The sequence below is a fragment of the Kitasatospora sp. NPDC058444 genome (genome assembly GCF_042721415.1).
Lineage (GTDB): Bacteria > Actinomycetota > Actinomycetes > Streptomycetales > Streptomycetaceae > Kitasatospora.
Map to the genome: position 1 here is coordinate 129,426 of NZ_JBHXLL010000008.1, position 24,602 is coordinate 154,027.

At 72.4% G+C, this 24,602-nt stretch carries 19 protein-coding genes; 7 read left to right on the top strand and 12 right to left on the bottom strand.

Features of this window, described 5'->3' with window-relative positions:
- Positions 1–72 precede the first annotated feature (72 nt).
- Together ACFWP2_RS12175 and ACFWP2_RS12180 are read left to right on the top strand one after the other, a co-directional pair.
- On the top strand, positions 73–813 hold the full coding sequence (locus ACFWP2_RS12175) for an ABC transporter ATP-binding protein (protein WP_380450283.1): 741 nt from the start codon (positions 73–75) through the stop codon (positions 811–813).
- Complete coding sequence (locus ACFWP2_RS12180) at positions 810–2,150, top strand: FtsX-like permease family protein (RefSeq protein WP_380450284.1); 1,341 nt, start codon at positions 810–812, stop codon at positions 2,148–2,150. Before ACFWP2_RS12175 ends, ACFWP2_RS12180 begins: the two co-directional genes overlap by 4 nt.
- Positions 2,151–2,748: 598 nt before the next feature.
- Here ACFWP2_RS12180 and ACFWP2_RS12185 read toward each other — a convergent pair.
- Entirely contained in the window at positions 2,749–3,600 is an 852-nt protein-coding gene (locus ACFWP2_RS12185; RefSeq protein WP_380450285.1) for a LysR family transcriptional regulator, read from the bottom strand.
- 94 nt (positions 3,601–3,694) lie between these two features.
- Here ACFWP2_RS12185 and ACFWP2_RS12190 point away from each other — a divergent pair, with 94 nt between their 5' ends.
- Positions 3,695–4,426 (top strand): SDR family oxidoreductase, encoded by a 732-nt coding sequence (locus tag ACFWP2_RS12190; RefSeq protein ID WP_380450286.1) that lies wholly within the window; start codon positions 3,695–3,697, stop codon positions 4,424–4,426.
- Between the two features lie 398 nt (positions 4,427–4,824).
- Here ACFWP2_RS12190 and ACFWP2_RS12195 read toward each other — a convergent pair whose 3' ends face one another.
- The 5 genes from ACFWP2_RS12195 to ACFWP2_RS12215 all read right to left on the bottom strand — a co-directional run bounded on the left by ACFWP2_RS12195 (position 4,825) and on the right by ACFWP2_RS12215 (position 10,354).
- Positions 4,825–6,639 carry a trypsin-like serine protease gene (locus ACFWP2_RS12195; protein WP_380450287.1) on the bottom strand — a complete coding sequence of 605 codons (1,815 nt, stop codon included), beginning with the start codon at positions 6,637–6,639 and terminating at the stop codon, positions 4,825–4,827.
- A 540-nt stretch (positions 6,640–7,179) separates the two neighbouring features.
- Positions 7,180–7,377: a hypothetical protein gene (locus tag ACFWP2_RS12200; protein WP_380450288.1), complete on the bottom strand. Its 198-nt coding sequence runs from the start codon at positions 7,375–7,377 to the stop codon at positions 7,180–7,182.
- Between the two features lie 461 nt (positions 7,378–7,838).
- Positions 7,839–8,387: a hypothetical protein gene (locus ACFWP2_RS12205; RefSeq protein WP_380450289.1), complete on the bottom strand. Its 549-nt coding sequence runs from the start codon at positions 8,385–8,387 to the stop codon at positions 7,839–7,841.
- 93 nt (positions 8,388–8,480) lie between these two features.
- Positions 8,481–9,275, bottom strand: a complete 795-nt coding sequence (locus ACFWP2_RS12210) for a spermidine synthase (RefSeq protein WP_380450382.1) — start codon at positions 9,273–9,275, stop codon at positions 8,481–8,483.
- 107 nt (positions 9,276–9,382) lie between these two features.
- Positions 9,383–10,354, bottom strand: a complete 972-nt coding sequence (locus ACFWP2_RS12215; protein WP_380450290.1) for an alpha/beta hydrolase — start codon at positions 10,352–10,354, stop codon at positions 9,383–9,385.
- Positions 10,355–10,762: 408 nt separating this feature from the next.
- Here ACFWP2_RS12215 and ACFWP2_RS12220 point away from each other — a divergent pair, with 408 nt between their 5' ends.
- Complete coding sequence (locus ACFWP2_RS12220) at positions 10,763–12,163, top strand: selenium-binding protein SBP56-related protein (RefSeq protein ID WP_380450291.1); 1,401 nt, start codon at positions 10,763–10,765, stop codon at positions 12,161–12,163.
- 64 nt (positions 12,164–12,227) lie between these two features.
- Here the strand turns inward: ACFWP2_RS12220 and ACFWP2_RS12225 are convergent, their stop codons facing one another.
- The 4 genes from ACFWP2_RS12225 to ACFWP2_RS12240 all read right to left on the bottom strand — a co-directional run bounded on the left by ACFWP2_RS12225 (position 12,228) and on the right by ACFWP2_RS12240 (position 15,885).
- Positions 12,228–13,469, bottom strand: coding sequence for a globin domain-containing protein (locus ACFWP2_RS12225; protein ID WP_380450292.1), 1,242 nt, complete (start codon positions 13,467–13,469; stop codon positions 12,228–12,230).
- Between the two features lie 310 nt (positions 13,470–13,779).
- Positions 13,780–14,310: a DUF6114 domain-containing protein gene (locus ACFWP2_RS12230; protein ID WP_380450293.1), complete on the bottom strand. Its 531-nt coding sequence runs from the start codon at positions 14,308–14,310 to the stop codon at positions 13,780–13,782.
- A 2-nt stretch (positions 14,311–14,312) separates the two neighbouring features.
- Positions 14,313–14,969, bottom strand: a complete 657-nt coding sequence (locus ACFWP2_RS12235) for a DUF6230 family protein (RefSeq protein ID WP_380450294.1) — start codon at positions 14,967–14,969, stop codon at positions 14,313–14,315.
- Positions 14,970–15,156: 187 nt separating this feature from the next.
- Positions 15,157–15,885, bottom strand: a complete 729-nt coding sequence (locus ACFWP2_RS12240) for a TetR/AcrR family transcriptional regulator (RefSeq protein ID WP_380450295.1) — start codon at positions 15,883–15,885, stop codon at positions 15,157–15,159.
- Between the two features lie 628 nt (positions 15,886–16,513).
- Between ACFWP2_RS12240 and ACFWP2_RS12245 the strand changes: the two genes are divergently transcribed.
- The 3 genes from ACFWP2_RS12245 (at position 16,514) to ACFWP2_RS12255 (ending at position 19,708) form a co-directional block, all read left to right on the top strand.
- Positions 16,514–17,182 carry a Tat pathway signal sequence domain protein gene (locus tag ACFWP2_RS12245; RefSeq protein WP_380450296.1) on the top strand — a complete coding sequence of 223 codons (669 nt, stop codon included), beginning with the start codon at positions 16,514–16,516 and terminating at the stop codon, positions 17,180–17,182.
- A 187-nt stretch (positions 17,183–17,369) separates the two neighbouring features.
- On the top strand, positions 17,370–18,242 hold the full coding sequence (locus ACFWP2_RS12250) for an AAA family ATPase (protein WP_380450297.1): 873 nt from the start codon (positions 17,370–17,372) through the stop codon (positions 18,240–18,242).
- Positions 18,243–18,283: 41 nt separating this feature from the next.
- Positions 18,284–19,708: a VWA domain-containing protein gene (locus ACFWP2_RS12255; RefSeq protein ID WP_380450298.1), complete on the top strand. Its 1,425-nt coding sequence runs from the start codon at positions 18,284–18,286 to the stop codon at positions 19,706–19,708.
- Positions 19,709–19,799: 91 nt separating this feature from the next.
- Here ACFWP2_RS12255 and ACFWP2_RS12260 read toward each other — a convergent pair whose 3' ends face one another.
- Both ACFWP2_RS12260 and ACFWP2_RS12265 read right to left on the bottom strand, forming a co-directional pair.
- A complete protein-coding gene (locus ACFWP2_RS12260; protein WP_380450299.1) occupies positions 19,800–20,768 on the bottom strand; it encodes an alpha/beta fold hydrolase in 969 nt (322 codons plus the stop codon).
- 154 nt (positions 20,769–20,922) lie between these two features.
- A complete protein-coding gene (locus ACFWP2_RS12265) occupies positions 20,923–24,447 on the bottom strand; it encodes a S8 family serine peptidase (protein ID WP_380450300.1) in 3,525 nt (1,174 codons plus the stop codon).
- Between the last annotated feature and the right edge of the window lie 155 nt (positions 24,448–24,602).

Here is a 24,602-nt window from a genome sequence, read left to right on the forward strand (position 1 = left end):
CACTCCACTGCCCGGCCCTGCTTTCCTTGATTCATGCCATTTTCCACTACCGCTCCCGTGCCGTGCATTCGTTTGCGCGGCCTTCGGACGGAATTCCCCATTCCCGGCCGCCGGGGCGAGACGACGCGCGTCCTGCACGACATCGACCTGGAGATTCCCGAAGGCCGGCTGACCGCCGTCGTCGGCCCCTCCGGTTCGGGCAAGTCGACGCTCCTGCTCTGCACGGCCGGGCTGGAGCGGGCGACCGCGGGGTCCGTTGAGATCCTCGGGACGGACGTCCGCTCACTCAGCCCCCGCAAGCAGGCTGCTTTCCGCAGCGAGAACATCGGCTTCGTCTTCCAGGAGTACAACCTCGTCAGCTCGCTGACAGTCGAGGACAACATCGCCCTGCCCGCGCGGCTCGCCGGCCGCCGGGTGCCCAGGGCGCGGGTCGAGGACGCCATGGCGCGGCTCGGCATCGCCAAGCACGCGCGGCGACGCCCCGACCGCCTCTCCGGTGGCGAGCGCCAGCGCGTCGCGGTGGCCCGGGTGGTGGCGAACCAGCCGCGGATCGTCTTCGCCGACGAGCCGACGGGTGCGCTCGACCTCAAGTCGGGTCATGTGGTGCTCGACTGGCTGCAGGCGCTTCCCGCGCAGGGGAGCACGGTGCTCATGGTCACCCACGACCCTCATGCGGCCGCGCGGGCCGATCAGGTCGTGGTGATGGGCTCCGGGCGGGTACACGCCATCATCCCCGGTGGCGACTCCCGCGCGGTGGGCGACGCCGTCCTCGCGGCGCAGTCGGCGGACGAAGCGGGCGGGGAGGAGTCGTGATCCGGCTCGTGCTGTCGGACATCCGCCTGCAGGCGTCGATGTGGTGGTGGACGCTCCTGTGCGCCACGGTCGACGCGGCGTGCTCGGCGGGCTCGGCCATCGCGATGTTCACCGCTGTCTCGGCGGCGCGGGCGGCGGGTGACGCACGGATGGTCTCCGCGTCGATCGCCCTCGGCGGCAACATCGTCTTCTTCACGGTGCTCGCCACCGTGGGCATCGTCGCCTCCGCGGTCGGTCTGACGCTGACGACCCAGCGGCGCGAGCACGCCCTGTGGGTGGTCCTCGGGATTCCGCGCCACCGGGTCAGGTTCATCCTGCGGACCGAGCTGGTGGTGCTGGGCGCGGTGGCCGGCGCGCTGGCCGCACCGCTCGCCCTGCTGGTCGCGGGCGTCGCCCTCGCGCAGTGGAAGGGGACGGGTCTCGAACTGCACGGGGCCTCGGTCGGGTTCCGGTTCTGGTACGTCGGCGTGAGCGTGCTGTTCGGACTGGTCCCGTGCCTGCTCGGGGGCTGGGGCGTCACCCGGCGGGCCGCCAGGACGCCGGAGATGCGCGCCTTCCGGGACTTCTCCGATCCCCCGGCGCGGCCGGGCGTCGCCCGCGGTGGCCTCGCCCTGTGCCTGCTTGCCGGTGTGATCGGGATGTGGGTCCCCGGCCTGGGCCTCGAACTCAAGGGCGGGCTCGCCCAGCGGACGGCCTTCGCGTTCGCCGGGAACCTCTTCCTCGTCTGCCTGCTGCTGCTGATGGGGCCGTGGGTGCTCACCCCGCTGATGAAGCTCTGGACGGCGCTGGTGCCCTCGCGCGGCGTCGCCTGGCACCTTGCCGTGCTGTCGTGCCGGGCCCGCGCGACGAGGAGCGTCACCACGGTGCTGCCCTTCGCGCTCTCCCTGTCGTTCGTCGGCCTCTTCATGGTGATGGGGAAGGTCATGCCCGGAGGCAGCGCCGGGCTGGACAACATCCTGGTCGTGCTGGGCTGGGTCTTCGTCGTCTCCTGGGTCGGGGGCCTCGCCGTGATCGCCCTCGTCGGGCGGGAGCGCGCCCGTGACTCCGCCGTCGTGACGGTGGCCGGTGCGCGGCCGGGCGTGGTCACCCGGTCGATGGTCTACGAGGGGGCGATCTACGCGGGGACGGCGATCGTCTTCGGCGCGCTGTTCGTCGCCCTGTCGAGTCTCACCATCGCCCTGGGAGCCCGGATCGACGTCGTCCGGGTCCTGGCGGGCCTCCCCTGGGCCACGCTCGGGGCGCTCGCCGCCGGGACGCTGGTCACCACCTGCCTCGCGCTGGTCCTGCAGGCGGCCCGGGTGTCGCGCACGGTCGCGGTCCGGGCGCTGCGCTCGTGAACCGGGGTGCGGGAATCCACACCACCATGTTCGTTGACGAAGGAAGAATTCGATGGAACTGACCACGCGCACGCTTCTCGCCTTCGGCGGAGCCGCGCTCCTCGGCCTCGCCGCCACGGCCTGCACCACGGACGGCGCATCGGCCGACGCGACCGTGGAATCGAAGTCGTTCGACTTCGCCGGCGGCAGCCTGACCGTCAAGTCCGGTTCCGCCGACCTCGCGCTGGTGGCCGCCGACGTCGAGGGCGTTCAGGTGGAACGACGGGTCAGCGGCAGGAAGGTCGGCGGGGAGGTGGGGTCCGGCTGGCAGCTCGAAGGTGGCACGCTCACACTCTCGCTGGACTGCACGGGGATCTCGGTGGACTGCAGCGCGAAGTACACCGTGAAGGTGCCGCGCGCCGTCGCCGTCACCGTCACCGCCGAGAGCGGCAAGGGGCGCATCGAGGCCACCGGCTTCACCGCGGATTTCTCGGCCAGGACCGCCGGCGGCCGACCGGAGAACCGCACGTCAACCAGCGCGCATGACGACAGGTGGCGTGCTGAGTCACAGGACCCGAGCCGGGACACGAGAGGTGGAACCTGGCCAGGCGTATCGGGGCTACCGGAGACGGGTCGCAGTCCGGACAAGGTCGGCGACGGCTCTGGACCGACTGTGCGGCGGCCAGGCGATCACGGTGGTGACTTTCGGCGCGTCCAGCACGGGCACGGCGGCGAGGTCACCGGGCAGTTGGGCTCGGCACGACTCCGGTGAGACCGCGCAAGCACGGCCGAGCGCGACGAGCTGCAGCAACTGCGCGTGGTCGCGGACCTGCGGGCCGGGGCCGGGCGGGTAGGTGCCGTCGGGGACGGGCCAGCGGGGCAGGGGCAGGCCGGGCAGCGCGGTGATGTCGGCCATGTGCACATGGGTCCGGACGGTGAGCGGATGACCGGCCGGCAGGACCACGACCTGGCCCTCCGTGCCGAGTTCTTCGGCGTGGAACCCGGCCGTCGAGTCGAACGGCCGGTGCAGGAGCGCCACGTCGGCCCGGCCCTCGCGCAGAAGTCGTTCCTGCTCGGCCGGGCCGCACAGGATGACGTCGACGGGGACCGCGCCGGGTTCGGCGGCGTACGCGTCCAGCAGTGTCGCCAGCAGTTCGCGGGACGCGCTGGCCTTCGTGACCAGGACCAGGCCGGGACGGCCGGTCGAGGGACGGGCGGCGCGGCGGGTCCGGCGCTCGGCCGCTTCGACCGCGTCGAGCGCCGCCCGGCCCTCGACCAGCAGCACCGAGCCGGCTTCGGTCAGCGTGACGGTGCGGCTGGTCCGGTCCAGCAGCGCTGCCCCGAGTCGGCGTTCGAGCTGCCGGATCGCCCGGGACAGAGGCGGCTGCGCGATCCCGAGCCGCTGCGCGGCGCGCCCGAAGTGCAACTCTTCGGCGACAGCGACGAAGTAGCGCAGTTCCCTGGTCTCCATCCGGCCACGGTACTCCGGATCAATACCTGGAAGGTATCGCTGCCCACCCGATCGGTCTTGGACCCCGCCGGGATCCGAGAGCAGCATGGTTCCCATGAGCGAACGAACGATTGCGCTGGTCACCGGCGCGAACAAGGGAATCGGCTACGAGATCGCCGCAGGCCTGGGCGCCCTGGGCTGGAGCGTCGGCGTCGGCGCCCGCGACGATCAGCGTCGCAAGGCCGCGGTGGAGAGACTGCGCGCGGCCGGCGTCGACGCGTTCGGCGTACCGCTGGACGTGACCGACGACGCGAGCGCCACAGCCGCCGCACGGCTGATCGAGGAACAGGCCGGGCGCCTCGACGTGCTCGTCAACAACGCCGCCATCGCAGGCCGCATGCCCCAGGAACCCACCCGCGTCGACGCCGCCACCATCCGCACCGTCGTGGAGACCAACGTCATCGGCGTCATCCGCGTCACCAACGCGATGATGCCGCTGCTGCGCCGCTCTGCCTCACCGCGGATCGTAAACATGTCCAGCAGTGTCGGCTCCCTCACCCTCCAGTCAGGGACCGCTGGTGAGCTGACCACAGGTCCAGTGGCCGTGGCGTACGCGCCCTCGAAGACGTTCCTGAACGCCGTCACCCTCCAGTACGCCCGGGAACTGAGCGGCACGAACATCCTGATCAACGCCGGCTGCCCCGGCTACGTCGCGACCGACCTCAACGGCTTCCGAGGCGTGCGCACCCCCGAACAGGGCGCGGCCATCGCCATCAAACTCGCGACCCTGCCCGACGACGGCCCGACAGGCCAGTTCTTCGACGACGCCGGCGTAGTGCCCTGGTGAAGTGCACGGCGGTCATCACCCACGCAGCCACCAGGGTGAGGCCGCCTCGCCCGCGCACCGACAGCAGCATCTGCGCAACCAACCTGGACTGGCCGGAGCTGTCCCCGCGAGCGCGGGGCCGACCAGTCGATCAGCCCGGGCTCGAACTGCGGGCAGTCCGCCCGCTGCCCCGGTGTGACGACCGGGGACAGCGGGCGGCACCGGCCGTCCGCGCTCAGGTGGACCTTGCTGCTGAACCCTCCGCGCGAGCGGCCCAGGCCCTCGCCTCCAGCACCACCTCCACTGCGGCGAGGAGGGCATCCGACGGGGCGGCAGACCCCTCCTCGCCGCATGATCCGGCAACCGGCGAACCCATGCGGTCACAGCACAGCCGTGCTTGGTGCTGGTTGAAGCAACGATCAGGCGAAGGTGTTGGTGGACCAGATGGCGTTGCCGATGCCTTCGCCGCCGTCGGCCTTGTAGACGACGAGGTTGCCGTCGTCCTGGAGCTTCAGGTAGGCGCCCGCCGACCAGAAGGTGCCGGAGGCCCAGAGGCTGCGGCTGCCGTCCGCGGAGTTGACGACGACGTTGCCGTCGGCTTGGACGCGGAGGAAGACGTTGTAGTTGCCGGCGGTGTTGCTGTGCCACAGGACCGTGTTGTCGCTGAGGCGGTAGAGGACGAGGTCGCCGTCCCACTGCATCGCCAGGCGGGTCGTCTTGGCGTACACCTGTTGGCCTGCCACGAGCTGGCTGACGGGCCGGAAGGTGCCGGAGGACCAGATGGAGTTGGCGGCCGTCTCGGCGGAGCCCTTCTTGTACAGCACGAGGCTTCCGTCGTCCTGGAGCTTGAGGAACGCGCCGTTCTGGCCCCAGGTGCCGGATGCCCACAGGGCACCGGTGCCGGCGGACGGGTTGCCGTCGCTCTTGTAGACGACGAAGTTGCCGTCCGACTGCACGTAGGCCCACGCCCCCTTGTTCCCGGGGGTGTTGGTGTTCCAGGTGGGTTCGGCGTCGGCGCGGCGGTAGCGCACCAGGTTGCCGTCCTCCTGCATCTCGACCACGGCGGTCTGCGACTGGAACCACTGACCGGTCTTGATCTTGGTGTCGCCGTTCAGCTTCGGATCCAAGCGGGTGGTGCCGGCGGACCACAGGGTGGAGGTGCCGTCGGCCTTGACCACGGCCAGGTTGCCGTCGTCGCGGAGCTTGAGGAACGCGCCGTTCTGGCCCCAGGTGCCGGATGCCCACAGGGCTCCGGTGCCGGCGGACGGGTTGCCGTCGCTCTTGTAGACGACGAAGTTGCCGTCCGGCTGCACGTAGGCCCAGGCGCCGTTGTTGCCCGAGGTCCCGCTCGACCACAGGATGCCGGCGTCGACCTGCCTGTGGGTGAGGACCAGGTTGCCGTCCGGCCGCATGGTGAGCTTCAGATCCGCACCGGTGATCGACTGGCCGGTCGCCAGTTTCGTGTCCGGCTTGACCGCCACGCCGCCGTTGGCCACGGTCGAGGAGACCCACGCGGTGAGGTCGTCGACGCGGGTGGCGTAGGCGCCGGTGCGGGTCTCGGTGGCGGGGGTGTCGAGACAGCCGCCGCGCCAGGAACGGGAGGCGACGGCGAGCAGCTCGGCCTTGCCGTTGACCTCGCGGACCACGGGGGCGCCGGTGTCGCCCTGGCAGACCGCCGCGCCGCCCGTCCCCGTGATGCCGACGCCGGTCGGGTTCACGGTGTCGAGGCTGAACGAGCCGGTGTGCGCCTGGTCCGGCACCCACTCGGTCTTGGTGCGCCCGAACCCGGTCACCTTCAGCGACTGCCCGGCGACCGGCGCCGAGGTGCCGACCGTCAGCGGGCTGACACCCTGGACGGGCGTGGCCAGGCGGGCCAGCACCAGGTCGCGGCCCTGACCCGGCACCAGCTCGACGACCTCGGTCGACTTCGCGCCGACCGTGGCGGTGGTCTTCCACTTCGGCGCGCCGGCGGCCAGCGCCTGCGGCTGCGCCGGGTCGTCGGAGAAGCAGGACGCGGCGCTGATCACCCAGAGCTGGTCGACCAGCGCACCGGTGCAGCCGCGCAGGCTGTCACCGATCACCAGGCGCGCGGCGGTGGCGGAGGCGCCGGCCGCGGCCGCGTCGCCCACCACGGCGCCGGCCGGGGTCGTGCCGAGGGTGGACAGTGCACCGGCGGCGAGAACGGCGGTCAGCACACCCGCCCGCCGGGACCGGAACCGGGACGTGCGGGACATGGGACTTCCTGTCGTGGATCCTTCCGGCGGCGCGGAGTCGGCGGTCGGGACGGCGTCGGCTGAGGCGGTGAGGGCCCTGCCCCCTGTGATGGGCCGGCGATGCATTTCTGTGCGCATTTCCTTTTCCTGGGTAAGTTTGTGTCAAAGACGGCGCAAACTAGGACAGTCTGTGGGTGATCGATATGAATTGACTTGATATCGACGTCGGTTCGACCTCGACCCGGTTTGTCAAGCCCCCCATTTTCTGAGTGTCCGTCATGCCTGGCGGCGCAGACTCTACCTGACGTCATGAAGGTTCTGTAGGTCGAATATGGGCCGCTCACCAGCAGGCGGGCGATACCTGATCCGATCGACAATTGGGGGGCGAAGCGGTGAAAAACGAAATACCGCGGGCAAACTACAAGGGGGATGGTCTTGCCGCCCCGCGACGATTCTCGCGACCGGCGAGGGCGTCGTTCGGGGCCCGACAGTTGCCGCCGGGCCGGTCGGCGACCACGGTGTTGTGCAGGGTGTGCTCTCCGGTGACCGGGTCGGTCACCTTCACCGTGTACGTGATCCGGGCGGTGTCACTGGCCGGCAGGTCGTGCCCGGTGCGAGGCCGGCGTCGGCCTTGGCCTGGAAGGTGACGGTGGTCTCGGCGCCCGGCGCGAGGTCGGCGGTGGGGCAGCTGACGTTGCGTCCGGTGGCGGTGCAGCTGGTGCCGGAGCCGTCGACGTGGCTGGTTCCCTGGGGCAGCACGCCGGTGGCGGTGTCGAGGGCGGCGGTGGTGCCGGCCGGATTCGCCTGGGCTCCAGACGAACGCGCGCCAAGGACGTGGCGTGTCGCTGCTCCAGTTCCGGAACTCCTCGACCGCTACGTTGTCGGACAGCCGCCATCGGATGGTGCTGCCTGATGCTTCGGGGATGTCGGTGAGGTCGTCGAGTTGCTCGGCGAGTGCGAAGCTGTCGACCCCGGCGGTGGTGCGGTCCCAGGTCGAGACCGTGTCGGTGAGAGCGTGGGATTCGATGAGCGCCGGGACGGACGGGGCGATTCCGAGGAAGGTGCCGCCTCCATCGTCCACTCTGACTCGTCCGTCCGTGTGCACCAGGTAGCGCACTGGGGAGGACACACGCTCCCCGAACCACTCGAAGTACCAGCCGTCGGCGGCGCCGGTGGTGGTGCGGCTCCGGGTCTGCGCCGTTCAGGGCTCGCTCGGGCGGTCAGCTCAGGCTGTTCGACCACGCTGCCAGGTGGGCGAAGTCGGGGGCCGTCAGACCGGCTTTCGGGTCGACGTGGTGGAGCAGAGCCGGGGCGGGGTGGTGGGTTGCGACCCAGGCGCGGTCGGCGTCGGTGATCAGGTCGTCGACCCAGGCGAAGGGGCGGCCCTGGGCCCAGTCGACGATCTGCGGGGTCTTCCAGAAAACGCCGTCGTCGGGCTCGGGCCGCGGTTCGGACCAGGTGATGTAGGGCAGGTCGGGCAGCCCGAGCAGGGGGGCGATGAAAGCGTTGGCTTCCTCCTGCCAGGTCGTTGCCCACGCCAGGTCGAAGGGCAGGGCGGCGAGGGCCGGGCCGTGGGACGGGTCGAGCCAGACCCGCAGGGGTCTCGGCTGCCTGTGGGGAAGGCCCCAGGCCGTGAGGCGGCGGCGTTCGGCCGCCTTCCAGCGGGGTGTCATCAGCCGGTGGGTCTGGTAGCCCTCGGGCCGACGGTAGGGCTTCGCCGCGCACGGGTTCAGCGGGCCGTCGACGTCCAGCAGCAGCAACGGCCGCATCGTCTCGCCTCCTCCTGATCGTCCCCGCACGCTACCGGCGGGGGCGGGGACGGACCAGCGGATTTCCGGCGGCGGGGCCGCACGGGGTGGGGGTCAGCCGATGCTGAAGGCGCCGTCCGGTGGGGGCGGGGAGTCGGTGGCCTCGGCGTCGGTGACCGGGGCGGTCCGGCCGACCAGGTCCGCCAGGTCGTCGCCCTCGGTGAGCCGGGCCGGGAAGATGTCGCCGGCGAGCAGCCGGGTCAGTTCGGCCACCGGCAGCGGCTCCGTCGAACCGGCCAGCAGGATGTTGCCGTACCGGCGGCCGCGCAGCACCGGCGCCTCCGCCACCAGGCAGACGTGCGGGAACACCGCCCGCACCGTCGCCGCCTGCGCCCTGGCGAAGGCCAGGGGCGGGCCGTCCGCCAGGTTCGCCGCGTAGCAGCCGCCGGGGCGGAGCGCGGACGCGGCCAGCCGCAGGAACTCCACCGAGGTGAGGTGGGCGGGGGTGCGCGAGCCGTGGAAGACGTCGGCGATCACCAGGTCCTGCGAGCCGGTCGGGGTCTCGGCGAGGGCCGCCCGGGCGTCGCCGACGGTCGCGGTGATGTCCGCGCCGGGGCCCTGCCAGGGCAGCTGCTCGGCGACCAGCTCCAGCAGCGGCCCGTCCACCTCGACCACCCGCTGCCGGGAGCCGGGCCGGGTGGCGGCCAGGTAGCGGGGCAGGGTGAGGGCTCCGCCGCCGAGGTGCAGCACGTCCAGCGGCTGCCCGGCGGGGGCGAGGGCGTCGGCGAGGTGGCCGAGGCGCCGGGTGTACTCGAACTCCAGGTGGGTCGGGTCGGAGAGGTCGACGTACGACTGCGGGGTGCCGTCCAGGGTGAGCAGCCAGCCGCCGTCCCGGTCGAGGTCGGGCATGAGCTTGGCGAAGCCCAGGTCGGTCCGGCGCCCGACGGGCAGCGGCTCGTCGAGCTCGTCGAGCTCGTCCTGCCCGTCGTGCCCGTCGTGCCCGTCGTGCTGGAAGGTCACGCGTGCTCCCCGACGGGCTCGACGTCGAGGTAGGCGGTCAGCCAGCGGTCGAGCTCGGCGAACACCTCGGCGCGGGCGTCGGCCCCGGACAGCACCAGGTCGTGCATGCCGCCCTTGATCCGCACGACGGTGACGTGCCGGCCCAGCCGCGGCCCCTGCGCGGCGATGTCGTCGGCGCGCAGCACGGCGTCGGCGTGGTGCAGCGCGTTGTGCCACTTGGTGGTGGAGATGGACCGGGTCGAGGCCATCAGCAGCACCGGCACGTCGATCCCCAGCCCGTGCCGCAGCTGCCGGTGGCCCTGGTGGATCGCCGCCAGCCACCCCGCGTACAGCGGGAAGCCCTCGGCGGGCTTGAGGGTGAGGTCGAAGTCCCACTCGCCCTTGTGGTCCTTGTGCAGGCTGTGGGTGTAGTGCGGGTTGAGCGAGGACGGCAGGACGCGGGTCGGCGCCAGCCGCCCGATCGCCGTCACGGCGGGCCCGCCGACCGTACGGACCGCCTGCCCGGTCGGCATCGACAGGAACGGGCTGTTCAGGAACAGCCCGTCCACCACCCCGCGCCCGGCCCGACGGCCGGCCCACAGGGCTCCGATCAGCCCGCCGGTGGAGTGCCCGTTCAGCAGCAGTTGCCGGTGCCCGTCCAGTTCGCGGATGATCCGGACGGCCGCGTCGATCTCCTCGTCGTACTCGGCGAGGTCGCGGACGAAGTTCGGCGACTGGTGGGGGCGCAGGGAGCGGCCGTACTTGCGCAGGTCGAGGGCGTAGAAGGAGAACCCGAGCGCGGTGTAGTGGTCCGCGAGGTTGGTCTGGAAGAAGTAGTCGTTGTACCCGTGGATGTAGAGCACGGCCCGGTCCGCACCGGGGACCAGCCGGCGGACGAGCGTCGCGCACACCGCCCCCTCGTCGTCCGGCCGCAGCGTCAGCTCGGCGGCCTCGTAGGGGGCACCCAGGATGTCTTCACGGAACTCCATCTGCCGCCGCACCCGTCCTCTGCTCTGCCTGCCCGTATCGGCAAGTCACCGCCTGTTTCCGCACCCGACCATACCGGCCGGTAGCTGCGGGCCGCTCGGCGGATCCCATGGAGGCCGCGGGGTGTCACCCGGGAGCGACGGCGAGGCGGTGGCGGGAGGCGGAGGGCCGCAGGAGGCGGTCCCGGCCGGTGAAGGCTGGGGTGAGCGGCGGCAGCCCCGCGATCGTGGGCGGCCGGGCGGTGACCGTGACGTGTGCCGTGTCCGCCTGGACGACCGGGGCGTGGAAGGTGCCCCGCGCATGCTGTCGTGCACCCCGCAAGCGTAGCCGCCCGCTCCTCGTGCGCCTCCTGTGCGCCGGTGGTTCTGTGGAACGCTTCCCGGACAGACAAGGCGAGTTGGGGAGTTTGCATGCAGCACGGGCATATCGATCCGTCGCTCTACCGTTCGGCCGCCGAGGCGATCGCCGCTCCGCCGGAGAAGCTGGCGTACGTGGCCGGGTTCGACCGGTCGGGGCGGCGGCCGGACGCGCTGCTGAGCGTCGACACGGATCCGGACTCGGCGAGCTACGGGAAGGTCCTGAACTTCGCCGAACTGCCCACGCTCGGCGACGAGTTGCACCACTTCGGCTGGAACGCCTGCTCCAGCGCCCTCGCCCACGCCTGCCACGAGAACCCCGAGCGGCGCTACCTGCTGCTGCCCGGGCTGCGTTCCTCCCGGCTGCACGTGCTGGACACCCGGCCCGACCCGGTCCGCCCGCGGCTGGTGAAGACGGTCGAGGCCGAGGAGCTGGCCGCCAAGGCGGGCTACTCGCGCCCGCACACCCTGCACTGCGGCCCGGACGGCGTCTTCCTCTCCTGCCTGGGCGGCGGCGAGGGCGACGGGCCGGGCGGGGTGGCGCTGCTCGACCACACCACCTTCGAGGTGCTGCGCGCCTGGGAGACCGAGCGCGGTCCGCAGCACTTCGCCTACGACGTCTGGTGGCACCTGGGCACCAACGTGGGCATCACCAGCGAGTGGGGCACCCCGTCGATGGTCGAGGACGGGGTGGTGCCGGAGCTCCTGCTCGGACGCAAGTACGGCCACGCGCTGCACTTCTGGGAGCTGGACTCCGGCCGCCACCTCCAGCGGGTGGACCTCGGCGACCAGTACCAGATGGTGCTGGAGCTGCGCCCGGCGCACGATCCGCAGGCGGAGTGGGGCTTCGTCGGCGTGGTCACCAACGTCGAGGACCTCTCCGCCTCGGTCTGGCTCTGGTACCGGGACGGGCCGGCGTTCACCGCGCGCAAGGTGATCGAGATCCCCGCCGAGCCGGCCAAGGCCGAGGACCTGCCGCCGGCACTGCAGCCGTTCGGCGCGGTGCCGCCGCTGGTCACCGACATCAACCTGTCGGTGGACGACCGCTGGCTGTACGTGTCGGCGTGGGGCACCGGCGAGCTGTTCCAGTACGACGTCTCGGACCCGTTCCACCCCCGCCTGGCCGGCTCCGTGCGGCTCGGCGGGATCGCCGCCCGCACCCCGCACCCGGCGGAGCCCGGCCGTCCGCTGAGCGGGGCGCCGCAGATGGTGGAGATCAGCCGGGACGGCCGGCGGCTCTACCTCACCAACTCGCTCTACGGCGCCTGGGACGACCAGTTCTACCCGGAGGGCATCGACCCCTGGATGGTCAAGCTGGACGCCGACATCGAGGCCGGCGGGCTGAGCGTCGACGAGCGCTTCTTCCCGCACGGCGCCGATTTCCGGGGCCTGCGCGTCCACCAGACCCACCTGGCGGGCGGGGACGCCTCCTCCGACTCCTACTGCTTCCGCTGATCCACACACGGAGCGGACGGCCGCCGAGCGGACGGCCGCCGAGCGGACGGCCGTCCGGGCGGCGTCACCGGTACAGCGCCTGGTCGAACCGCACCTGCGCCGTCGGCAGCCCGGCCGCCGTCAGCCGGGTGCGGACGGAGCCGACCATGCCGATCGGACCGGTGACGCAGGCCAGGTGCTCGCGCCAGTCGCCGGCCGACGCGACGGTGTCGGCGAGCTCGCCGAAGGTGACCGGGGTGACGGTCAACCACGGCTTGTGCAGGCCGAGTTCGGCCAGCGCCTGCCAGTCGTAGAGGTCCGCGCGGTCCCGGGCGCCGACGAACAGGTGGACCCGGCGGCCGGTCGGCCGGTGGGCGGCCTGCTCCTCGACGATCGCCTTCATCGGGGCGAGGCCGGTGCCTCCCGCGACCAGCAGCAGGTCGCGTGGGTCGCCGTCGGGCAGCAGGCTGCCGCGCGGCGGGCCGAGGCGCAGCCGGTCGCCGACGGCGGTGTGCTCGACCAGGGCGGCGCTGACCCCGCCGGGGCCGGTGCGGCGGACGTGGAACTCCAGCTCGTTGTCGGCGCGCGGGGCGCAGCCCATCGAGTACTGCCGCCAGGTGTGCGGCAGCGCCGGGTGCTCGACGGTGCCGTACTGCCCGGCCCGGTAGGGGTACGGTTCGCCGGTGCGCACCCGCAGCACGGCGAGGTCGGGGCGGCGCCGCTCGTGGCCGGTCACCACGGCGTGCCAGTACGGCGGTTCGGTGAGCGCGGAGTCGGCGCCGGCCACCATCGCGCCGACGGCGAAGCGCAGCATCCGCACCCAGGCGCCCTCCAGCTCCTCGGTCCAGCGCTCGCCGGCCCGGTGCCGGACGGCCGCGCACAGGGCCTCCTCGAAGGCGTCGTAGTGCACCGGCCGGACGCCCAGCTTCCGGTGGTCGCGGCCGAGTTGGCGGAGCGTCTGCTCCAGTTCGGCCGGGCGGTCGAGGTGGTCGATCAGGTGCTGGAAGATCCGTTCCAGGTGGAGCTGCTGGAACTCCATCGAGGCGGGGAAGATCGGTCGCAGGTACGGGCGACGGCTGAACATCACCGCGTAGAGGTGGTCGATCAGGTCCGCGAGCGGGGAGATCAGGTCGAGGTCGCGCCGGATCAGGCGCTGGTCGGCGGCGCCGTCGTAGCCGCCGTCCTCGCCGTAGGCGCCGTACCCGAAGTCGCCGCCGCCCGAGGCGGACGGGGCGAGGAGTTGGCGCCGCAGGCGCATCGCGTGGTGGCGGGCGATCAGGCGGTCGTACTCGGCGGTGGCGGTGGCGGTGGCGGTGCCAGTGCTCATGCTGCTGCTGTTGTCCATGTCCTGTCCAGTCAACTGCCCGGCCGCCGAGCGCGAAAAGGGCCGATCGCCCCGGACGGACCCGGGACCATCGACCCCTTGCGTTGGTGCGTGCGGACCAGGACGGTTTCGGCCACCTCGGACAGGACCACCCTGACGGCCACCTCGCACAGGACCGCCCTGGAAGGACCGCCCGGAACGGACCGCCCGGAACGAACCCGTACGAGTGGGCCCGCACGAACGGCGGACACGACGGAAGGGTGCCCCGCGCCCCGGTGCTCTCCCACCACCAGGACCCGGGGCACCGCCGTCGTCAGATCCCCGCCCGGCGCGCCTCCCGGCGCTCCAGCCGCCGCTGCCGGCCCTGGCGCAGCGGCTGTTCGGGCAGCCATCCGAAGGTGAGACAGGCGCCGACCACCCCGAGCAGCATCCCGATCACGAAGCCGCCCAGGTTGGAGGTGACCCAGCTGGCCAGCGAGGCCAGCACGGCGAGGATGGAGTAGAACAGCCGCTGCGCCGGGTTGAACAGGATCAGCAGGCCGCACAGCATCATCACCGCCGGCACCAGGTACCCGGCCAGCCCCTGCATCCCGATGTGCAGGATGACGGGCAGCGGGGCCTTCAGGGTGAACAGGATCTCGGCGCCGCCGAGCGTCACCAGCAGCCCGCCCCAGAACGGTCGCTTGCCCCGCCAGTCGCGCCCGACCGGGCGCGCGGCCGGCTCGGCGGCGGGGGCCGCCACGGCGTGGGCGGGCGCGGCCGCCGTCCCCTCGGCGGCCACCCCCTCGGCCCGTGCCGCGGTGCCCTCGCCGGTGTCAGCCGGCTCCGGTACGGACTCCTTCATGATCAGCAGCCCGTGGAGCTGAAGCTCAGCCGCAGGTTGGGCAGTTTGAACCCGACGGCGGTGCTCGCGTAGTTGTGCTGGTTCAGGTTGGTCAGCGTGACGTGGTCGGCCTGCTGGCCGAACACGCCGGGGTTGCCCTTCCCGATCGGGCCGGCCTTGGTGTAGGTACTGGCGTCGCCGCCGATCTCGATGTTCTGGAACTCCGCGTTGCCGGAGAGCAGGTCGGAGTCGGTGGTGAGGTCGGAGGCGGTGACGGGCGTGCCGCCGTCGCCCGCGTGGATCACCAGGTTGATGCCGCCGAGGTCGACGCTCTGGCACAGGTTGGTGATCTCGGCCTTCTTGATCGCCGACACCGCGACCAGCACCTGGCCGCCGGTGGAGCCCTGGTTGGGGCTGTCGGGGATCATCGAGTCCAGCGCGCCGAACTGGGCGAAGCCCTCGCCGTCCAGCTTGTCGGCGGTGATGGTGAACGGCATGCCGGAGATGGAGAACTGGGCGGCGAGCACGCCCTGGGCGGTGAGCGCCATCAGGACACCCCCGGCGGCGACGGCCGGTACGGCCATCAGCACGGTGCGCTTCAGCCGGACCCGGCCTCTTCTCGGCCCGCTCGGCGTCTGCGGGGTCTCGGCCGCCGTGGCGGCGTCCTCGGACATGGCCATGTGTGCTCCCTGTGGGTGGAAATGGGTCTGCAGGCACTTGGCACGTTGTCCTGGCGCGGACAGCGTTCCCCGGCGCGACCGGACCGTCCGCCCCTCGGCAGCGAGGCGGGTCAGGTCAGCACGCGGTAAGTAACTGGGAAGCTACTGCCCGGTATTGGCCGGGTCAATACGGGTGCACGAAGGTTCTTCACCAATCCGCGACCCGCTTCGGCCAGTCCCTCACCCCCAGCCGCTCGGCCGCTTCCGCCGGGCCGAGGAAGGGCGACAGGCAGAACATGCTCAACACCGGCAACAGCTCCAGCAGTTGTTCGGTCCGGTCGGAGTCGATCCACCGGTAGATCGCGCTGTAGACGCCGCCCACCACGGCGTCCACCATCTCCTTCGACTCGACCCCGCCCGGCAGTTGGGGCACCTCGGCGAAGAACCCCCGGAACCTGGTGAGCAGTTGGGCCCGCTCCCGTCGGCCCGCCGGGCCGACCGCCTCCACCTCGATCACCGCCATCGTGGCGAACGCCGGTGTTCCCGCGAGCAGTTGGAGCATCACGCCGAGCGCCTTCCGGATCCCCCGGCACCAGTCGGTTTCGGCCGCGAAGGCCGCCGCCATCCGCCGGATCACCACACCGGTGCCGTGCCGGTGCGCGGCCAGGAAGGCGTCCTCCTTGCCGCTGAACAGCTCGTAGAAGACGGGCCTGGTCACGCCCGCCGCACGGCAGATGTCGCTGATCGTCGCGTGCTGGTAGCCGCGTTCGGCGACGGTCCGCACCAGGCCGTCCAGCAGCCGCTCGCGCTGGGTCGCGGCGACCACGCCGGGGGGCAGCCGGCGCGGCCCGGGTTTGATCGAGCGGGCCGGATCGCGGCCGGTCCGGGCGCCCGGCAGCAGGACCACGTCGGCTCCGCGGAGGTGCTTCCGATCCATCACCAACTCCTGTGTCCTGTATTGACATTGGCGGAACACCGGGTTTACAACACTGACAGGTTTCCAATCGGTGGGCCAGCAGGCCCCCACCGGCCGGACCTCCGGGGGCTCCGAAGGCCGGGGCGAACGCCCGGGCCCACAGAGCCACGGCGGAGGCGGGACCGTGACGGTGGCAGCCGTCGACGCGCCCCCACGACACCGCACGTCCCCGACCGAACGGCGCGGTGCCGTCGGTGTTCCACGCGGCCGTCCGTACGCAAGGCCGTGCCACCGCAACGCCGTACCACCCGCACCGTCGCACCACCATCGCAACGCCGTACCACCGCAACGCCCGTACGCCCACCCTCGCGTACGTCCGCACCGCCGTACCGAACGGACGGGCCCGTGGCGCCGGGCCCGCCCGTCCCTCGGCCCGTGCCGAAATCCGTGGGACGAGGTCCGCGGGACGAAGTCTGCGGGGCACAGCCCACGGGACAGAACCCGCGGGACAGAACCCGCGGGACAAACCTCTGCGCCATGCCACCGGCACGAGCCTCCGGTACGCCATGCACCTCCCCCGTCGTGCACACCACCACACCCGCACACGGGGATTCCCCCACCCGTCCCCCGGACGGAGAGAGGCACCCTCATGCGCATCAGCCGCACCCTCGCCACCGCCGCCCTCGCCGCACTCGCCCTCACCGGCGCGGCCGTCGCCCCCGCCCAGGCCGCCGGCGCGGTCCTGACCACCAACAGCCCGACCGGCCCGGCCGTCGCCGTCGGTGACGTGCTGACCGCCAACCTGGTCTCCGGCACCTCCGCGACGTTCTACAACAGCGCCACCGGGACGACCGGCGTCAAGTGTGCCGCCTCCTCCTTCTCGGCGACGGTGACCTCCAACCCGGCCGCGCCGGGCATCGCCACCGAGCAGCTCAACACCCAGACCTTCGGCTCCTGCACCTCCAACGTCATCGGTGTCACCGGCGTCAAGAGCGTCACGGTCACCAGCCTGCCGTTCACCAACACGGTCAGCGACGCCGCCGGCTTCCCGGTCAAGCTCACCCCCGGCGCGGCCGGCGTGATGGGCACCACGGTGGTGCTCAACACCATCCTGGGCAGCATCAGCTGCAACTACACCAACTCCACCGGGATCAACGGCTCCGCCTCGAACTCCGGCAACACCATCGGGTTCACCGCCCAGCCGTTCACTCTGGCCTCCGGGCCTAGCCTGTGCTTCGCGACGGGCTACTTCAGCGCCACCTACGGCCCGGTCGTCGACAGCTCCGTGGCCGGCAGCCCGGTCCTCGTCGTCAACTGACGTCAGGGCCCACCCGGCCCGTCCTGACGACGGCGGCGTACGGCACCCTCGGCGGGCCGTACGCCGCTCCGTCGATCGACGGAGCGGTCCGCAACCCCGACCCCGGACGCCCACACCCGAGACAGCGAAGTGACCGGCCGGTAGGGTGGCGCCGCACGGAGACGGCGAACCGGAACGGGGCAAGCGGATGAGCGACAACGGCACGGGCTTCTTCACCTCGGTGGCGGACGCCGCCGAGCAACTGGCCGCCACCGGCTACCTGGCGTCCACCGCCGTGGCCACCACCGTCTTCCTCGCCGACCGGCTCGGCAAGCCGCTGCTGGTCGAGGGCCCGGCCGGGGTCGGCAAGACCGAACTCGCCAAGGCGCTGGCCGAGATCGGCCGGGCCCGGCTGGTCCGGCTCCAGTGCTACGAGGGCATCGACGAGGCCCGCGCGCTCTACGAGTGGAACCACGCCAAGCAGTTGCTGCGGATCACCGCCGGCCGCGACGAGGGCTGGCAGGAGGCCCGCACCGACATCTTCGGCGAGGAGTTCCTGCTCACCCGCCCGCTGCTCACCGCGATCCGCGGCGAGGAGCCGACCGTGCTGCTGATCGACGAGATGGACAAGGCCGACGTCGAGGTCGAGGCGCTGCTGCTGGAGGTACTCAGCGACTTCCAGGTCACCGTCCCCGAGCTGGGCACGATCACCGCCACCCGCCGCCCGTTCGTCCTGCTCACCTCGAACGCCACCCGCGAGCTCTCCGAGGCGCTGCGCCGCCGCTGCCTCTTCCTCCACCTCGACTACCCCGAGGCCGAGTTGGAGCGCCGGATCGTCCGACTCAAGGTGCCCGGCCTGGACGAGACGCTGGCCGAGTCGCTGGTCCGCGTCGTCGGCGCGCTGCGCGCGATGGAACTGCGCAAGGCGCCGTCCGTGGCCGAGACCATCGACTGGGCCCGCACCCTGCTCGCCCTCGGCGCCGGCAGCCTGGACGAGACGGTCGTCCGGGACACCCTCGGGGTGATCCTCAAGCACCAGGACGACGTCCGCAAGGCCACCCAGAAGCTCACCCTCGCGTGACCAGCCTTCACGTGACGAGCCCTCCCGTGACGAACCCTCCCGTGACCGCGCCCCCGCCGGCCGACACCGCCGCCCGCCTCACCGGCCTGGTCCGCGCCCTGCGCGGGCACGGCCTGCGGATCGGCCCCGCCGAGACGGTGGACGCCGCCGCCGTGCTGGAGGTCCTCGGCTTCGCCGACCGCGAGCAGATGCGGGCCGGCCTGGCCGCCGCCCTGCTGCGCTCGGAGGGCCAGCGGACCGTCTTCGACGCCACCTTCGACCTGTTCTTCCCGCTCGGTGTCGGCACCCCGGAGGCCGTCCGGGCCGACCCGCCGCCGGTCCCCGACGACCCCGAGCCGCCGCGCTTCGGCCGCCCCGACCCGCTGCGCGAGCAGCTGCGCGAGCGCCTCGCCGCCGCGCTGGCCGACGACGACCGCGCCGCCCAGGCCCGGCTGGCCGGCGAGGTGATGGAGGCCTTCGGACGGTACGGCACCGGCGGCGCGCCCGGTGCCGACGGCTGGTCCGCCCAGCAGGCGCTCGGCCGGCTCGCCCCCGAGACCCTGCTCGCCCGTGTCCTGGCCGCCCTGCGCGAGCGGCGGAGCGCCCCGGACCTCTCCGATCTGGTGCTCGCCGACGAGATCCGCCGCCGCATCCAGGACTTCCGCGCCATGACCGCCGGCGAGGCCCGCCGCCGGGTCGCCGAACTGCGCGGCCCCGAGCGGATCGCCGAACGCGCCGTCGCCCCCACCGCCGACCTGGTCGACTTCCTCTACGCCGGCCGCGGTCAGCTCGCCGAACTGCGCCGCACCGTCCACCCGTTGGCCCGCAAGCTGGCCACCCGGCTGGCCGCCCGGCGCCGCCGCGCCGCCCGCGGCGAGATCGACCTGCGCCGCACCCTGCGCCGCTCGCTGACCACCGGCGGGGTGCCGCTGCGCCCCGCGTACCGGCTGCGCCGACCGGCCCGCCCGGAGCTGGTGCTGCTGTGCGACGTCTCCGGTTCGGTGGCGGGCTTCGCCGACTTCACCATGCTGCTGGTGCAGGCGATGAGCGAACAGTTCAGCAAGGTCCGGGTGTTCGCCTTCGTCAACCGCACCGCCGAGGTGACCGGACTGCTCCGCGGCGGTGACGACCCGGCCCGGCTGGCCGCCCGGATCCTCGCCGAGGCCAAGGTGACGGGCTACCACGGCAACAGCGACTACGGCTCCGCCCTCGGCGGGTTCGCCGAGCGGCACCTGGACGCCGTCGGCCCGCGCACCTGCGTGCTGATCCTCGGCGACGCCAGGAACAACCAGCGCGACCCCAACCTGGACGCGCTGCGCCGGATCGCCGGCCGGGCCCGCCGGGTGTTCTGGCTCAACCCCGAGCAGCCCTCGCTCTGGCCGACCGGCGACTCCGCCGCGCTCGCCTACGCGGGCGTGGTGGAGATGCACTCCTGCCGCAACGCCCGCCGCCTCGGCGAGCTGATCGCCCGCCTGCTGCCCGTCTGACGCCGGTCGCAGCCGGTCGCAGCCGGTCGCAGCCGGTCGCAGCCGGTCGCGGAGGGCCGCGACCGGCTGTGACCGGCGTCGCGTCGACCGGTTACTTGTCCAGGTGCGCCAGGAAGTCCAGCAGCGCCTCGGTGACCTCGGCCGGGCGTTCCTGCTGCGTCCAGTGCCCGGTCTCCGGCAGCCGGACGTGGCGGTGCAGCTTGGGCAGCCGGCCCAGCAGGTGGTCCAGCACCGGCGGCGGGACCAGGGCGTTGACCAGGTCCTCCTCGCCCACCACGAACAGCGCGGGCACCTCGACCGTGATGCCGGTGAAGGCGGCCAGCAGCTCGGCGCTGCGGTCGAGGTTGCGGTACCAGTTGAGCCCACCGGTGAAGGCGTTCGCCCCGTGCCTGGCGTAGTCGGCCGTGAAGACGTCCAGGTCCGCGTCGGTGAGCCAGTCCGGCAGCCGGTCCGGCTCCGGGAGGCTCTCCAGCAGCGTCCTGCCCTCGGGGACGATCCACGGCCGCGGCACGCCGTCCGGCTGCTTGCCGGACAGGATGCGGCGCAGGCTGGACTTCACGTCGGCGGCCAGCTCGGCGTCGGCCTTCCCGGGCTCCTGGAAGTAGACCTGGTAGAAGCCCTCGCCGTAGGCGGCCCGGAGGGCCTGGAGCGGCGGTGGCCCGCCCACCGGCAGCGGCGGCACGCTCAGCCCGGCCACCCCGCGCACGAGGTCCGGCCGAAGCGCCGCGGTGGTCCAGGCCACCGGCGCGCCCCAGTCGTGCCCGACCACGACGGCCCGTTCCTCGCCCAGCGCGCCGATCAGCGCCGTCACGTCGCCGACCAGGTGGAGCAGGGTGTAGGCGTCCACCGGCTCGGGCTGCGCGCTGCGGGCGTACCCGCGCTGGTCCGGCGCGACGACCCGGTAGCCGGCCTCGGCGAGCGGCGCGAACTGGTGGCGCCAGGAGTACCAGCTCTCCGGGAAGCCGTGCAGCAGCAGGACCAGCGGGCCTTCGCCCTGCTCGGCGTAGTGCAGCCGGACGCCGTTCACCTCGACCTCGCCGTGCTTGATCGCGTCGTTCAACTCGCAACTCCCCATCCGGTGAAGACTTTCCTCCACTCCCGACCCTGCCCAGCCGACCACCCCCGGAACCCCGTCCGCGCCCGGCCTCCGAAACGACCGAGGCCGCCCCGGAACTCCGGGACGGCCTCGACCTGGCAAGGGACCTGACGTGGCGTCAGTTCACCGTGTAGCTGTACGGGATCGCCGCGAGCACCGAACCGGTGGTGTTCAGGGCGTTGTTGGCGGTGGCGACGCCGGTCGGGCCGGACACCAGGTACAGCACGCCCTTGACGGTGCTGCCCTTCGGGCCGGTCGGGGTCAGCGTCACCCGGAGCGAGCCGGTGGCGCCGGGGGCGACGGTCACCGGGGTGGCGGCCGAGGCCGAGGCGTTCACCGAGGCGGCGTACGGGTCACCGGTGCTGGAGGTCAGCGCCGGGTCGAAGGCCTGGGTGTGCGCGGTGGCGCTGATGGTGGAGGTGCCGGCCGGCGCGGGGCCGCTGCCGAACGGGCCGATCTGCTGGACGAAGGTGCTCCAGTTGCCGGGGACGACCGGCTGCTCGGCGGTGCCGTTGTCGGTCACCACCGAGACGGTCGAGCCGTCCTGGGCCTTCTTCAGGTCGCCGAACAGGTCCGGCGAGCCGGTGGTGGCGCTCAGCTCGATCTGCGCCGGGGTCGAGGACGCCGCCACGGCCTTGAGCCGGTCGGTGCCCGGCGGCACCAGGAACGACGGCACCGTGGAGCTGAGGCTCAGCGGCAGGTTGACGGTCGCCGAGGTGCCCTGCGGCACCAGCGCCAGGTCCACCCGGCGGTCGAGCCGGCCGTCGGCCGCGATCCGCTGGGTCGCGACGGTGTTGTTGGTGTAGTTCACCTGGACGGTGACCGGCTTGCCGGCCGCCAGCTTGGTGCGGGTGTCGTTCGGCAGACCGGCCGCGGTGGCCTGGTTCCGGTTGAACGCGACGGTGCCGGCGAAGTCCTGGGCGAGCTCCTGGCCGCTGACCGGGCCGAGCACGTTCAGGACGAACCGCCAGCGGCCGGCGGCCGGGTTGACGGCGGTGGCCGAGACGCCGTTGCCGGTGCCGGCCGGGTTGCCCTGGGCGTCGAACTGCCCGTTGCCCTCGATGTCGACCGGGGTGCCGTTCGGGCTGATCAGCGCGCCCTGCATGAGCAGCTTCGGGTCCTTGGCGACGGTCACGCCGACCCGCAGGTCCTTCTGGCCCTTCGGCACGTCGAAGGCGTACGCGAAGCTCTGCGTCGGCGAGGCGCTGCGGCCGTTGCCACCGGTGATGGTGCCGGTGAAGGTGCCCGTGCCCTGGTCGACGGGGACCAGGCTGCGCAGCACGACCGGGACGCTGGTGGTGTTGCCGTCGGAGGCGGAGACGAGGACGGCCTCACTGGAGTCACCGCTGGTGGCCGGGGTGGTGAGCTGGACCTTGAGGGTCTTGGTCTGGCCCGGCTTCAGGTCGGTGGTGCTCGGGCTCACGGTGCCGGCCGGCACCGCGCGCTGGGTGGCGGTGCCGAGCTGGACGGCGCCGCTGTAACCGGCCGCGCCGGCCGGGGTGTAGAGGATCGCGGTCCACTCGCCGGCCACCGGGTGCGGAACGTCCACCAGGCCGAAGTCGGCCGGGGTGGCGCCGCCCTGCGGACGGGTGTTGGTCTCGAAGCGGCCCGAGGGGTCGAGCAGCGTCATCCGGACCACCGGTCCGTTGGTGACCGGGTTGGGCGCGCCCTGCCAGGCGATCGAGGCCGCGAGGCGGTCGGCGCCGGCCGGAACGGTGAACTTGACCTGCTTCTGCACCCAGTCCGCGCCGTTGGTCGCGTACTTGAAGGTGTCCTTCGAGGACGGGTCGAGCTGGACGGTCTGCCGGTCGCTCGACAGCGGGGCGAAGCCGCGGGTCGTGGCGCTCACCGTCTGGGTGCTGTCACTGGTGTTGGTGACGGACACGTCGGCGGTGTGGGTCGAGCCGGGGGCGCCGGCGATGTCGACCTGGCCGGTGTTGACCACGACGGTCCGCGCGCCCTCGGTGCCGTCCCCGTCGTCGTAGCCGCGGGCGGCCTCGACGGCGGCGCGGACGTTCAGCAGGCCGGCGCCCTGCTCCTCGGCCGGCACGCCGAGGTCGGTGGCGGTGCCGGTGAGGAACTTCTTGACCAGCGCCGGGGACGGCGAGTCGCCGCCGTGGGTGTCGCGGTAGGCCTGGATGACCAGGGCCGCGGCGCCGGTGACGAACGGGGCCGACTGGCTGGTGCCGCCGAACGGCTGGATCGGCGAGGGCTGGCCGTTGTAGCCCTTGCAGTCCTCGTACTTGGCGAGGTCCGGGGTGCACAGCGCCCAGTCCGACTCGCCCGGGGCGACCAGGTCGACCGTCCGGCCGGCCTGGGTGAAGCCGCCCGAGGAGAGCGCGGAGATGCGGCTGTTGCTCCAGGTCCGGTTGGAGAACTGGGAGGCCGCGTAACCGGTCTGCTGGTAGTTCTGGTTGTCGGTGGAGGCACCGACCGCGATCACGTACGGGTCGGTGGCCGGGGTGCCGATGGTGCCGCTGATCCCGGCGTCACCGCTGGAGACGGCGACGGTGACCCCGGCCTTGACGGCCTGCTCGTTGAAGAGCGAGATGGTGTCGTGCGCGCCGCTGTCCGGGGTGACGTTGCCGCCGAAGGACTCGTTCAGCACGTCCACGTGGGCGACCCGCACCGCGTAGTCGATCGACTGCAGGATCGAGGAGTTGGACATCATCTCGCCGCCGGCCTTCAGCGCGACCAGGTCGGCGTCCGGGGCGAGGCCACGGATGCGGATGTTGCAGCCGGCCGGGAGCGGGTGCGAGGAGTTCACGAACTTGGAGACGTCGTAGACCTGGCGGCCCTGGGCGATGACCGCCGAGGCGTCGCCGAAGGCCTCGGCCGCACCGGTCGGGGCGTCCCAGCCGTCACCGGCGAAGTCCTGGTAGTCGACCACGGCGTGCGAGCCGTCGGCCCGGATGAAGTCCGGGTTGTTCGGGTCGAGGCCGTCGGCGATGTAGGCGACCTTGACGCCCTTGCCGGTGGCCAGGTCCTCCACGCCGGGCTTGCCGTTGCCGGTGACGGCCCGGGTCGAGTAGAGGCCCTCGGGCTCCAGCAGCGGCTTGCTCGGATCGGAGGGGCAGACCGTGTTGGTCGCGTTCTCCTCCGCGCCCTGGCCGTTGCTGCCCGGAACGGCCTGGGGAGCGGCATCGATCTTGGGCGCCTTGGCGCCGGCGGCACCGGCCCCGGCCCCGGCAGCGACACCGGCGGCGTCCTTGGCCGCCTTCGCCTTGCCGGCAGCCGCCGGGGCGACCTGGACCTGGGTGTCGGCCACCACGGTGGAGACGGCCGGGTCCGCCTGGAGCTGGGCGCGCAGGGCCGGGCTGACGGTGGCCGAGAAGGCGTTGCCGACCACGAAGCTCTTGATGTCGGTGCCGCCGCCCGCCTTGACCTTCTTCAGCAGCGGCGCCTGCGCGTCGGCGGTCTTCTGCTGCCGGGCGCCCAGGTGGCCGTGGTCGGCCGGGGCGTCCGCGATCTGGTCCTTCAGAATCACGATCACCGGCACCGGGGCCCCGTCCGCGGACGCCGCCTGGGCGTTCCGGGGGTCGGGGGCCGGGGCCGCGCTCGCCATGGTCCCGAGGCTCAGGACCATCGACGCGGCGGTGACCGTGACGGCCGCCGCCAGCTGGGTTTTCCTCCAGCCGATCATATAAATCCTCTCGTCAGATGGATAGCTGACGCATTCCAACGCACCTGAGAGGATCACGACAAGGGGGTAAATCCCCATCAGAAAGTAAAGTTGACCATCAATCAGTAAAATTCGGGGAGGAAATCGGGCCGAATCCACATCTTTCAGTCGATCGG